Origin of the sequence: Sphaerobacter sp., assembly GCF_019683595.1 — a bacterium.
GTDB lineage: Bacteria > Chloroflexota > Chloroflexia > Thermomicrobiales > Thermomicrobiaceae > Sphaerobacter.
In genome coordinates this window covers 24,844-36,018 of the sequence record NZ_JADGHZ010000021.1, presented here as the reverse complement: position 1 = coordinate 36,018, position 11,175 = coordinate 24,844, and the positions used below count along the sequence as shown (strand labels likewise).

Below are 11,175 nucleotides of genomic sequence, written 5' to 3'. Positions count from 1 at the left end.
GAGCCGGCCGGCGCGGGAGCGCCGGGCGGCGGAGCGAAGGATCTCGCGTCGGATCGGCCACGCAGCGAAGGATGACACGCGGGGAGTCGCGGGTAGCTGGCGGGAAGACATGGTTAATTCGGCAAACTCCATCCTATGCTCGCCGGTCCGTCAGCTTCCACCAAGCCCAGAGCGACACCGGACGGTTACGTCCGTGGACGGGGCGGCGCGGGAGATCGGGGCGTGCCTTCCAGCAGCGGTGGCACGCGTCTTGGGTTAGCCCAGTAGAAGGGTCTCGCACCTGTACGCGAGGCTGACGGAAAAGGAGCATCTTCTGATGTTGTGGGCTATCATCGCGATCCTGGTCATTCTTTGGCTCTTGGGGCTTGTGGGGAGTATCGGCGGCAGCCTGATCCACCTGCTCCTGGTGGTGGCATTGGTTGTCCTGATCGTGCAATTGCTGACCGGCCGGCGCGCGGTCTAAGAGTCAGAACCATGACGACGCACAATCACGGGCGGTGGGGCGATCCCTCCGCCCGTTTCCATGCCGTCATCCTCCTCTGCACGCGGCCTTGAATCTGGTACGATCTGCCAGGCATGCCGCGCTCGACGTGCGGCATGGGGTCGAGACACTGAACCCGCGATGAACCCGCTCCGCGAAGCAGGAGGATACCGGTGCGCTGTCCGAGATGTCAGTCGATCACACCGGCCGCCGCCAACTATTGTCCGCAGTGTGGCCAGGCGTTGCGCGATCAGGCGCCCGCGGGGCGGCGCCGAGTCGTCGTCACGGGCGTCGGTGCGGTCTCACCGCTGGGGCTGACTGCTGAGGAGACCTGGCGCGGCCTGATCGACGGCCGCTCCGGGATCCGACGCATCGAGGGCTTCGACCCGAGTGACCTCCCGGTGCAGATCGCGGGGGAGGTGCGCGGCTTCAGCATCGGTGATTGGGTCGATTCCAAGACGGCGCGGCAGATGGCGCGCTTTAGCCAGTTTGCCGTCGCGGCGGCCGGTATGGCGCTGCAGGACGGACGGCTCGACCCGGGGTCGATCGACCCGTGCGCCGCGGCAGTGATGATGGGCACCGGGGCGGGCGGTATGGCCACGATCCTGGAGGCCCAGGAGGTGGCGCAGCGGCGGGGGCTGATGCGCGTCTCCCCGTTCTTCATGACGACCTTCCCCCACAACCTCCCGGCCTACCACATCGCCCAGACCTTCCGCTTCCTCGGCCCGAGCCTAACGGTTTCCACCGCCTGCGCGACCGGTGCCCAGGCAATCGGCGAGGCGCTGGACGTGATCCGGAGCGGACGGGCGGACGTGGCGCTCGCGGGCGGGACGGAGCACGCGATCTTCCCGCTGTTCGTGGCGAGCTTCGCGGTGCAGCGCGCCGCCTCGACCCGCAACGACGAGCCGGAGCGCGCCAGCCGGCCCTTCGACGCCGACCGGGAGGGCTTCGTCATCGGTGAGGGTGCGGCCGTCCTGCTGCTTGAGTCGGAGGAGCATGCCCTGGCCCGCGGCGCGACGATCTACGCCGAGGTGGCCGGCTCGGGCAGCAGTAATGATGGCTACCACCCGATCGCCCCGGACCCGGAGGGTACCGGCGCCGCGCGCGCGATCATGGCTGCGCTCGCCGACGCGGGCGTGGATCCGTCTGAGGTGGACTACATCAACGCCCACGCGGCCAGCACGCCGCTGGGCGACAAGGCGGAGACGGTCGCGATCAAGCGAGCGCTGGGCGCGCGCGCCGCGGAGATCCCGATCAGCTCGGCCAAGTCGATGATCGGCCACCTGATGGGCGCGGCAGGGGCGATCGAGGCCATGGCAACCGTGTTGACCATCCGCGACCAGATCATCCACCCGACGATCAACTACGAGACGCCCGATCCGGAGTGCGATCTCGACTACGTGCCCAATGTGGCGCGCCGCGCGTCCGTGCGGGTCGCGATCTCCAATTCCTTCGGCCTGGGTGGACAGAACGCCTGCCTGGTCTTCCGCCGCTACGAGCCGGCGGAGACACGGTAGACGGGACAGAGGAGAGGAGCGCCGCCGGTGGGTCGCTACGCACCGATCAACGCCCTGGAGAGCCCGCGCTTCAGCGGGCTGCGTACCTTCGCCCGGCTGCCGCACGTGCGCGATCTGGCGGAGGTCGATGTCGCCGTGTTCGGCATCCCCTTCGACACCGCCACCACGTACCGCACCGGAGCCCGGTTTGGGCCGGCCGCGGTGCGCGAGATGTCGGCGATGCTGCGGACCTACAACCCGTCGCTCGACGTCAACGTGTACGACCATCTTTCGGTGGTGGACTACGGCGATTTGCCGACGGTCCCGGGCTACATCGAAGACACCTACGACCGGGTCGTCGCGGCGATGGAGCCAATCCTCGCGGCGAATGTGGTTCCGGTCGCGATCGGCGGTGACCACTCGGTCACGTTGGGCGAGCTGCGGGCGATCGCGCGGCGGTACGGGCCGGTGGGCTTCATCCAGTTCGACTCGCACGGTGACACCTGGGACGAGTACTTCGGGCGGAAGTACAACCACGGCACGCCCTTCCGCCGGGCGGTGGAGGAGGGGCTGATCGACACGGCGCGGGCCATCCAGGTCGGGATGCGCGGCTCGCTCTACGGGCCGGGGGACTTGCAGCAGTCACGCGACCTTGGCTTCGAGCTCTGGACCACGGACGACGTGCGCCGTGAGGGGCTGCCCGCCGTGCTGGAAGCGATCCGACGGCGGGTCGGGACCGGGCCGGTCTTCCTCACCTTCGACATCGACTTCGTCGATCCCAGCTTCGCCCCCGGCACCGGGACGCCCGAGGTTGGCGGCTTCACCAGTCGTGAGGCGCAGGAGCTGGTGCGTGGGCTGGTGGGGATCGACTTCGTGGGCATGGATCTCGTCGAGGTGCTGCCGGCGCATGACCCGAGTGGAATCACCGCGCTGATCGCCGCCAACGTCATCTTCGAGTTCCTGAGCGTGCTGGCGGTTAACCGGCGCGAGCGCGCCCGCTAGTGCGCGGAACGCGGAGGAGGAGAACCCCGTGGTGCTCAAGCGCAGCGAGATTCTGGCCGGGCGGATGCCGATCCGGGCCGCCCAGGTGCGGCCGCAGTCGCCGATCGCGTTCCCGATGAAGGAGGGGCAGTTCCTCCAGATCACCGACATGCAAGGGCAGCAGGTCTGCGACTTCGTCTGCTTCAACCGGCACGACATCGACGAGTACCTGTCGACCGCCCACACCCGCGGCATCAACAACTCGATGATGCTCATCAAGGGCATGAGCCTGTACAGCAACCGCCGCAACCCGATGATGGTGCTGCTGGACGACTCCGTGGGGCGCCACGACATGCTTATGCCGGCGTGCGATCGCCTGCGCTACCTGAACGACTACGGGATCGAGGACCACCCGAACTGCCGGGACAACCTGGCCTCGGTGCTGGGGCCGTACGGCATCCACTACGACCACATCCCCGACCCGATCAACTGGTTCATGCACGTCGGGCTCAAGGCACGCGGCGAGCTGGAGATCCGAGAGCCGCTGTCGGAGGCAAACGACTACGTGCTGCTACGGGCGCAGATGGACCTGATCGTCGCGGTGTCGGCCTGCCCGCAGGACCAGAACGCCACCAACGCCTTCCACCCGACGGACATCCTCATCCGCGTCTACGCGTAGGCGGCGCGGCACTCCCGGTGCCGCGCTTAGGACTCAGCCTCTGCGGGGCGACGGAGGATCTCGAAGCGCTGGCGATGGGGGATGCCGCGGTCGCGCAGCAGGCGGCCGACGTCGATGCGCCGGAGTGCGTTGGGGCTGGTCGGCGTGCGGTGCGGCGAGACGGCGATGCGCGCGGGCAGGAGCGAGCCGAACCGGCCTTCGAGGATCGCAGCCACGAGCAACTCGAGATCGGGCACGCCCGGGACGTCCTCGATCTCGGTGTCGGGCGGCTCCACGCGCGGGTCGGCGTCGAGCCATACGTAGAGGGGTGGGTGGTTGGCGCGCTCAGATTCCGGCGACTTCTCGCTGCTCATGGTTGGCGACATGGCGCGTAAAGACGGCGACCTGGGCCAGCAGCGCGTCCAGATCGAACGGTTTCGAGAGTACGCCGTCGGCCGGGAGATCATCCGCTTGCAGGCGCAGGTTGTGGCCGGCCGACATGGCGATGATCCGGATCTGATTCGTACGAGGGTCGCTCTTCAAGATCCGAATGGCCGAGGCGCCGTCGAGCACCGGAAGCATCAGATCCATCAAAATCAAGTGCGGCTGCGTGGCACGCGCTTGCTCGATCGCGGACTGCCCGTCACACGCTAACACGGTCGTGTAGCCTTCCTCGCGAAGCAGCTCGTCGAGCAACGTTCGAATCGCGGGATCGTCGTCGACGATGAGGATGCGCGCCACGTGACCTCCGTCCGATCCCGCGGGATCATGCTCCAGCATGCCGGTAGTCCCCTTCCCGGCTGACGACAGGTTGGACGGGCGGCCGCTCCTTCCGCCCGGTTCCGTTCATGGAGTCTACCGCACTGGTCACGAATAGGGAATCCACGTCTCGGCCAGGGGGAGATTCGTTTCGGTGTCGTCGGACCCAGCCGCGGACGGGCGGACGCGCAGGAGGGCCTCCACTTCGGCACGCCGGTAGAAGCGCTCGCGCTTGATGCCGCGCCGATAGCTGCGAATGCGGCCGCGGCTGGCATAGGCGTACAGCGTGGTGACCTTGACTCCGAGCAACTCGGCGGCTTCCGTCGCAGTCAAGTACTCGATACCGTCGATGTTGATCATGGTCGGCCTCCTGCGGCCAGTATAGGCGGTTGGTTGGACGGCGTAAAGCCGGGCGCATGGGGAATCAATATTCGTCATGATGTGTACACAACCTCCGGACGCGGTGCTACCATACGGATGAACGCTTTTCCCACACGGCGGCACCCCGCCACGGGGCTGCGCGCCCTTGAAGGAGGTTCGATCGATGGCTGATGCAGGGACAGGCGCGGCGACCACCGCGGGCAGAGGGCTCGAGGGCATCGTCGTCGCCGAGTCCGAGCTGAGCCTGGTAGACGGGACCAACGGGCGCCTGTACTACCGGGGCTATAGCATCCATGATCTGGTGCAGAGCGCGTCCTTTGAGGAGGTGCTCTACCTGCTCTGGTATGGCGAGCTGCCGACCCGCGCGGAGCTGGACGAGCTGAACGCGAAGCTCGTCGCCGCTCGCGCGCTGTCCCCCTCCGTGATGGAGGTGCTGCGCGTGCTCCCGCGCGGCGGGGAGCCGATCGACGCGCTGCGGGCGGCCGTCACCGTCATGGGGATGGAAGACGACGACGCCTTCAATTTCTCCCGCGACGCGCTCTTGGAGCGCTCCATCCGGCTGACGGGGGCGATGGCGACCATGCTGGCGGCGTTCGATCGGTTGCGACACGGCAAAGAGCCGGTCGAGCCGGACCCGTCACTCGGGCATGCCGCCAACTTCCTCTATATGCTCCGCGGCGAGCGAGCCAGCGAGCTGCAGGAGCGCGCCATGGACGCGTACCTCGTGCTGCTGGCCGAGCACAGCATGAACGCCTCGACCTTCTCGGCGCGCGTCACGCTGTCGGCGCTGTCGGATATCTACTCGGCGGTCTCCAGCGCGCTGGGCACCCTCAAGGGTGATGCCCATGGCGGCGCCAACCGCCGGGCGATGGAGATGCTGCTGGCCATCGGGTCGGCCGACAAAGCCGAGGCCTATGTGGAGGAGTCGCTGCGGATCAAGCGGCGGCTGATGGGCCTGGGCCACCGCATCTACAAGACCCGCGACCCGCGCGTCGACCATCTCATGGGCTACTCCGAGAAGGTGGCTGCGGAGAAGGGCGACACGACCTGGCACGATCTGGCGGTGCGCCTGGAGCAGATCACGAGTACCCACCCGTACTTCCTGGAGCGCAAGCTGTTCCCGAACGTGGAGTTCTACTCGGCTCCGCTGCTCTACGCGCTGCTTGGGGAAACCGACCTCATGCCTGCGGTGTTCGGGGTCAGCCGGATCGGTGGCTGGACGGCGAACCTGCTGGAGCAGGCGGCAGCCAACCGGATCATCCGCCCGCAGGCGGCGTACGTTGGGCCTGACCCGCGGCCCTACGTGCCGCTGGAGCAGCGCGGGTAAGGCGCGAATTGCGGCAACAGAGCGGCCGGTCCGGCCGGTGGTGTGCTATACTGATAAAGACATCACCGGACGGCCGGCCGTTTCAGCGTGCGCGCGAGCGGCGCGACGCACCCGCTCGCCGGCGCCGCCGATCCTCGAGTGGGTCGCTGACGGGGTGTCACCATCTACCAGGGAGAGGAGGTGATCCGGCTCGTGCGCGTAGAACTCAGGGATTCCGAGAGTTTCGATTCACTGCTTCGGCGCTTCACCAAGGAAGTTCAGAAGTCGGGCCTGCTGCGCGACTATCGGAGCAAGCGGCGGTTCGTGAGCAAGAGTGAGCAGCGGCGCGCCAAGGCCCGCAAGGCGGAGCACAAGCGCCGGCGCAAGCTCGCCAAGATGGCGCAGCAGCAGTAGCTGCTGCCCGCACCGGAGCGCAGAACCGGATCACGCCGTCCGTTGGTTTGGTGTGCATGCAGTAAAGCGCCCGCTGCCGTTCGCGGCACCGGGCGCTCGTGCTGATTCGCCCGACTCGGCCCGCAGGGGGCCGGAGGAGTCCGTGAATACCCAGAGCATCAAAGGGCTGACCTGGCTGCTGCCGACCGCGTCGATCGTGGCGCTCCTCTACATCGGTGGCATCATCACGCTGGCGCTGACGCGCGACATCTCGATTTGGTTGATCCTCCTGCCCGCGTTCCCGGCAGTGGTGCTCACCTGGGTCGCCCTGATTGTGGCCTTACTCGATGTCACGCAGCGCCCCAAGACCCAGATCACCGACGAGGCGCGGATGGTCTGGCTCCTCTTGCTGGCGATGCTGAACATCTTCGCCCTGCTGCCCTACTGGCTGATCGTTGTCCGCCCCAACCGACACTCCACCGCCGGGTAGCCGGCCGTTTCCTGCACACGCACATGCGCCGGTGGCGCCGGCGTGCACCGTGGCAATGCACCGCGAGTGCGCCTAGCGCCGGCGTGCCTGATTGATCGCGTCGCGGAGGTCCGTGGCGACCTGGCGGGAGGCCTCGGCGAAGTCGGGACCGGAGCCGGCGTAGATCACGCCGCGCGCGGCGTTGATGAGGATGCCAGCGCCACTCTCGTCGAGCCCCGCCTGGACGGTTGCAGTCAGGTCGCCACCCTGGGCGCCGACACCCGGCACGAGGATTGGGAGGTCCGGGCACCGCTCGCGGACTTCGGCCAGTTGCCGGGGGTAGGTGGCGCCGACGACGAGCCCGCAGGTGCCAAAGCGCTCCTGCCAGCGGCGAGCGCGCGCCGCGACCCGCAGGTAGAGGGGCTCGGTCGCGCCGTCGTCCGTCACCAGCAGGTCTTGCAGGTCGCCGCTGCCGGGATTCGAGGTCTTGACGAGCACAAAGACGGCGCGGTCGGCGCGGGAGAGGAACGGCTCGAGGCTGTCCTCGCCCATGTAGGGGTGCACCGTCACGGCGTCGAAGTCCCAGGCTTCGAAGTAAGCGCGGGCGTAGGCGATCGAGGTGTTGCCGAGATCGCCGACTTTGGCGTCCAGGATCACCGGGATCTCCGGCGGGATCAGCCGGCGCGTTTCGATCAGCGCCTCGACGCCGGCGGGGCCGTAGGCAAGGTAGAACCCCAGGTTCGGCTTGTAGGCGCAGACGAGGTCGGCAGTCGCCTCGATGATGGCGCGGTTGAACGCGACGACCGTGCGTGCGTCATCGGCTGGGCCGAGGTGGCTCGGCAGTCGCGCCGGGTCGGGGTCCAGGCCGACGCAGAGGAGCGATCCGTTCCGCTCGCTGGCCGCCTGCAAACGCTCGCGAAAGCTCATTTCGCCCCTCACCTTCGGCATTTCCTACACTGTGTCCGTTCACACCGGCGCGTTGGGGTCGCCATGCACCGCGTCCGCGAGATACTATAATGCCGGTGGAGCCGGAGCAACGAGGGGGACCGTGGCGGCCCACCGAGGGGGGAATGGAGAGACGATGGGGACCGGGATCGGTTCGGCGTATCGTGTGCCGACGCTACAGGACGTTCTTGATGCGCGCAACGTGGTGCGGCGCTACCTGGCTCCGACCCCGCTTCTGCACTCGCCGAATGTCAACGAACACCTCGGCTTCGACGCGTATCTCAAGTGTGAAAACCTCCAACCTATCAATGCCTTCAAGATCCGTGGTGGGCTCTACCTCATGAGCCGTCTCGCGCCGGAGGAGCGCGAGCGTGGGGTCGTCACGGCCTCCACCGGGAACCACGGGCAGTCGATCGCGTACGCCGCGCGTCTCTTCGGCGTCCGCGCCGTGGTGTACGCGCCGGACGGGGCCAACCCCGACAAGGTGGCGGCGATGCGGAGGCTGGGAGCGGAGGTCGTACTGACCGGGCGAGACTTCGACGAGGCGCGCCTGGCGGCCGAAGAGCGAGCGGAGCGCGATGGTCTGCGCTACATCCACTCGGCCAACGAGCCCGACCTGATCGCCGGGTTTGGCACCTACGCGCTGGAGATGATCGAGGCGGTGCCGGACCTCGACACCGTGATCGTGCCGGTCGGCGCGGGCGGCGGCGTCTGCGGCACCGCGATCGTGATGAAGGCGGTCAACCCGGCAATTCAGGTCATCGGTGTGCAGTCGGAGGAGATGCCGGTCGTCTACCGCGCATGGCGGGAACGGCGTTTGCTGGAATTAGACGGCGGCATGACGTTCGCCGAAGGGTTGGCAACGCGCGTCGCGTTCGAGTTGCCGCTCCGAATCATGTGGGATCTTGTGGACGATATGCGGCTGGTCTCGGAAGAGGCCTTGCGCACGGCGATCGTCCACCTCATCAAGACGGCGCATCTGCTTGCCGAGGGGGCCGGCGCGGCGGCGTTCGCTGCCGCGGAGCAGATGCGCGAGGAGCTGGCCGGGCGGAAGGTCGGCTTGATCGTGAGCGGCGGGAACATTACGCTTGACACGTTGCGTTGGGCGCTAGCGATGGCGGGGAGCTAGATGGCGATGGACGGGGACTGGGTCGACGCCGAGCGGGGGACGAACTCGAGGCGGGGCCTTGGGTTCGAGCAAGTCGGCCGGTGGCTGCGCCGCCGGCAAGGGATTGAGCGGAACCCGGTCTACCGGCTCGCGACCGATGTGTGGGAAGGGCGCATTCCGGTCGAGCGGGCCTATCAGGAGGTCGAAAAACATTCCATCCTGAACCGATTGGCCGACGGCGACCTCTGGGAGCTGGACCGGGAGGCGGCGCGCGCTGCGGTCGATGACCCGGAGCGGGCGCTGATCCTGGCACGGCTCGCCATCCTGGCGGCCCGCTACAAGGGCTTCGACCGGGTGCTCGTCGACTGCAACCTGCGCGCGGCCGAGCTGCTCGCGGAGATGGGCGAGACGCGCGAGCAGGAACTACACCTGCGCGAGGCACTCCACGCCGCCGAGCGCATCGCCAATATCCCCGGCCAGCGTCGTGCCCTGTCCCGCCTGGCGCGCCTCGCCTTCGAGCGGGGGGAAACCGAGCGCGCCCGAGAACTCCTGGCCCGCCAGTTGGATGCCGGGCGCGAAGATGTCGACACCCTGGAAGATGTCGAGACGGCCCTGCTGTTGGGTGACCTGGCGCGCGGCGAGGGGGATGAGGCCGCGGCGCGCGAGTTCTACCACCGTGCCGGTCGCAGCGCCCGCCGCGTCGGTCACTTCGCAGGCGTCGTCGATGCCCTGCTGCGCCAGGTGGTGATCCTGCGTGAGCAGGGAGACCGCGACCAGGCCATGCTGCTGCTGCAGCAGGCGCAGGACGCGGCGGAGCGGACGATCGACACCCGCCTCCAGGTTGAGATCGCGGTGCAGGCCGCGGCGTTGATGGCGGAGGCCGGGCAGTTCGACGGCGCCCGCTCGCAGCTCCTGGGCGCGCTGGAGCGCGCGCGGGAGATCGGTGACCTGACGATGGAGAGCCGCTGCCTGACGGGGCTGTCGCGGGTCGAGCAGCACGGCGGCTACCTGGCGGAAGCCGCGTCGCACTTCCGCGAGCTGGCCGAGCTGGAGCAGCGGCTGGGCAACCGCTCGGCCGCGGTTCGGGCGCTCCTCGAAGCCGCCGAGGCGCTCATCAAGCTCCGCGACGCCGAGGGTGCCCGTGGCCTGCTCGAGTCGGCGGCGCAGGTGAGCGAGACCCTGGACGATCCGCTGCTGCGGCAGCGGGTGCTGGGCCTGCTCGGCCTGGCCTACGGGGCGCTGGAGCGGCGCAACGAGGCGCTGGAGTGCCTGATGCAGGCGCTCGAGGACGCGCGCCGCAGTGGTGACCGACAGGCGGAGTGCCGCTGGCTCCTCGGCATCGGCGAAGTGCTCTTGCAGTTCGGCGAGACGGCGGATGCGCTCGCGGTTGCGGCTCGGGCGCTCGATCTGGCCCGCGAGGCGGGCAGCAGCCGCCTGGAAGCCGAGGGCTACGCGCTGGTCGGGTCGATCAACCTGAGCCGTGGCATGCTGCGGGATGCCGAGGAGAACCTGCAGCGGGCGCTGGCCATCGCGCGGGCCTACGGCGACCCCGGCGAGCAACTCCACTACCTCCAGATTCTCGCGCAACTGAGCATGCAGGCGGGGCAAACCGCGGCGGCGATCAAGCACCTGCGCCAGGCGCTCGAAGTCGCCACGGTCGACGGCAGCGCCGAGATGCGTGCGCGTCTCCACGGGCAACTGGCCCGGCTGTACCAGTCGAGCAACCACCTCGCGGAGGCCGAGGAGCATTACCGTGGCGCCGCGATCGCGGCCGAGGAGGCAGGTTCTCAGCGCTTCCTGGCGCGGGCGCTCCGCGGGCTCGCCACGGTGCAGGACGCCGCGGGCAAGGCCGACGCTGCGATCGAGACCTACATCGAGGCGCTGAAGGTCACCGAGGAACTGGGGGACCGCGGCAGTGCGGCGATCCTCCACTACAACCTCGGCGCGCTGCTCTACGACCGGCAGGAGGACGACCAGGCGCGGCGCCACCTGGACAAGGCCATCGAGCAGGCGATGATGGCGGGCGACTTCGCCACCTCGGACGCGGCGCGCGAGCTGCTGCGCTGGCTCAACGCGCCGAGCAACGGCGGGCAGGCCGACGTTGCGGACGACTTGCTGCTCGGGGAGATCGCGGTCAGCGACGACTCGGAACCGCTGCCGGACCTGTTCCGCGAATAACGCCTCTGGCTAGCTAACCG

13 protein-coding genes are annotated in these 11,175 nt (G+C 68.4%); 9 read left to right on the top strand and 4 right to left on the bottom strand.

The genetic code is table 11. The annotated features are described in order from the left end of the window. Positions 1 to 316 precede the first annotated feature (316 nt). From IRZ30_RS04175 to IRZ30_RS04160, 4 genes are all read left to right on the top strand, one after another. Positions 317 to 463 carry a lmo0937 family membrane protein gene (locus IRZ30_RS04175; protein WP_294083253.1) on the top strand — a complete coding sequence of 49 codons (147 nt, stop codon included), beginning with the start codon at positions 317 to 319 and terminating at the stop codon, positions 461 to 463. A 191-nt stretch (positions 464 to 654) separates the two neighbouring features. After that, the gene (fabF, locus tag IRZ30_RS04170; protein ID WP_294083251.1) at positions 655 to 1,998 is read left to right on the top strand and encodes a beta-ketoacyl-ACP synthase II; all 1,344 of its coding nucleotides are present in this window, start codon (positions 655 to 657) and stop codon (positions 1,996 to 1,998) included. A 27-nt stretch (positions 1,999 to 2,025) separates the two neighbouring features. Further along, positions 2,026 to 2,979 (top strand): agmatinase, encoded by a 954-nt coding sequence (gene speB / locus IRZ30_RS04165; RefSeq protein ID WP_294083248.1) that lies wholly within the window; start codon positions 2,026 to 2,028, stop codon positions 2,977 to 2,979. A 28-nt stretch (positions 2,980 to 3,007) separates the two neighbouring features. Next, positions 3,008 to 3,637 (top strand): urea carboxylase-associated family protein, encoded by a 630-nt coding sequence (locus IRZ30_RS04160; RefSeq protein WP_294083247.1) that lies wholly within the window; start codon positions 3,008 to 3,010, stop codon positions 3,635 to 3,637. 26 nt (positions 3,638 to 3,663) lie between these two features. Here IRZ30_RS04160 and IRZ30_RS04155 read toward each other — a convergent pair whose 3' ends face one another. The 3 genes from IRZ30_RS04155 to IRZ30_RS04145 all read right to left on the bottom strand — a co-directional run bounded on the left by IRZ30_RS04155 (position 3,664) and on the right by IRZ30_RS04145 (position 4,735). Further along, positions 3,664 to 3,990 (bottom strand): hypothetical protein, encoded by a 327-nt coding sequence (locus IRZ30_RS04155; protein WP_294083245.1) that lies wholly within the window; start codon positions 3,988 to 3,990, stop codon positions 3,664 to 3,666. Beyond that, positions 3,962 to 4,357 carry a response regulator gene (locus IRZ30_RS04150; protein ID WP_294083243.1) on the bottom strand — a complete coding sequence of 132 codons (396 nt, stop codon included), beginning with the start codon at positions 4,355 to 4,357 and terminating at the stop codon, positions 3,962 to 3,964. The genes IRZ30_RS04155 and IRZ30_RS04150 overlap by 29 nt, the downstream gene beginning before the upstream one ends. Before the next feature lie 126 nt (positions 4,358 to 4,483). Continuing rightward, complete coding sequence (locus IRZ30_RS04145) at positions 4,484 to 4,735, bottom strand: helix-turn-helix domain-containing protein (RefSeq protein ID WP_294083241.1); 252 nt, start codon at positions 4,733 to 4,735, stop codon at positions 4,484 to 4,486. Between the two features lie 184 nt (positions 4,736 to 4,919). Between IRZ30_RS04145 and IRZ30_RS04140 the strand changes: the two genes are divergently transcribed. The 3 genes from IRZ30_RS04140 to IRZ30_RS04130 all read left to right on the top strand — a co-directional run bounded on the left by IRZ30_RS04140 (position 4,920) and on the right by IRZ30_RS04130 (position 6,945). Continuing rightward, positions 4,920 to 6,083: a citrate/2-methylcitrate synthase gene (locus IRZ30_RS04140; RefSeq protein ID WP_294083239.1), complete on the top strand. Its 1,164-nt coding sequence runs from the start codon at positions 4,920 to 4,922 to the stop codon at positions 6,081 to 6,083. A gap of 192 nt (positions 6,084 to 6,275) precedes the next feature. Next, complete coding sequence (gene rpsU / locus IRZ30_RS04135; RefSeq protein ID WP_041399408.1) at positions 6,276 to 6,476, top strand: 30S ribosomal protein S21; 201 nt, start codon at positions 6,276 to 6,278, stop codon at positions 6,474 to 6,476. Between the two features lie 142 nt (positions 6,477 to 6,618). Then, positions 6,619 to 6,945 (top strand): hypothetical protein, encoded by a 327-nt coding sequence (locus IRZ30_RS04130; RefSeq protein ID WP_294083229.1) that lies wholly within the window; start codon positions 6,619 to 6,621, stop codon positions 6,943 to 6,945. Between the two features lie 72 nt (positions 6,946 to 7,017). Here the strand turns inward: IRZ30_RS04130 and pyrF are convergent, their stop codons facing one another. Then, entirely contained in the window at positions 7,018 to 7,851 is an 834-nt protein-coding gene (pyrF, locus tag IRZ30_RS04125; RefSeq protein ID WP_294083227.1) for an orotidine-5'-phosphate decarboxylase, read from the bottom strand. 154 nt (positions 7,852 to 8,005) lie between these two features. Between pyrF and IRZ30_RS04120 the strand changes: the two genes are divergently transcribed. Then, a complete protein-coding gene (locus tag IRZ30_RS04120; RefSeq protein ID WP_294083225.1) occupies positions 8,006 to 8,998 on the top strand; it encodes a threonine/serine dehydratase in 993 nt (330 codons plus the stop codon). Then, positions 8,999 to 11,155 (top strand): tetratricopeptide repeat protein, encoded by a 2,157-nt coding sequence (locus IRZ30_RS04115; protein WP_294083223.1) that lies wholly within the window; start codon positions 8,999 to 9,001, stop codon positions 11,153 to 11,155. Positions 11,156 to 11,175: the final 20 nt, after the last annotated feature.

Excerpts from the sequence above, each read along its gene's own strand:
- IRZ30_RS04175 (WP_294083253.1), top strand. The coding sequence starts at position 317 with ATGTTGTGGGCTATCATCGCGATCCTGGTCATTCTTTGGCTCTTGGGG.
- IRZ30_RS04155 (WP_294083245.1), bottom strand. The coding sequence starts at position 3,990 with ATGAGCAGCGAGAAGTCGCCGGAATCTGAGCGCGCCAACCACCCACCC.
- IRZ30_RS04145 (WP_294083241.1), bottom strand. The coding sequence starts at position 4,735 with ATGATCAACATCGACGGTATCGAGTACTTGACTGCGACGGAAGCCGCC.
- IRZ30_RS04140 (WP_294083239.1), top strand. The coding sequence starts at position 4,920 with ATGGCTGATGCAGGGACAGGCGCGGCGACCACCGCGGGCAGAGGGCTC.
- pyrF (WP_294083227.1), bottom strand. The coding sequence starts at position 7,851 with ATGAGCTTTCGCGAGCGTTTGCAGGCGGCCAGCGAGCGGAACGGATCG.
- IRZ30_RS04120 (WP_294083225.1), top strand. The coding sequence starts at position 8,006 with ATGGGGACCGGGATCGGTTCGGCGTATCGTGTGCCGACGCTACAGGAC.
- IRZ30_RS04115 (WP_294083223.1), top strand. The coding sequence starts at position 8,999 with ATGGCGATGGACGGGGACTGGGTCGACGCCGAGCGGGGGACGAACTCG.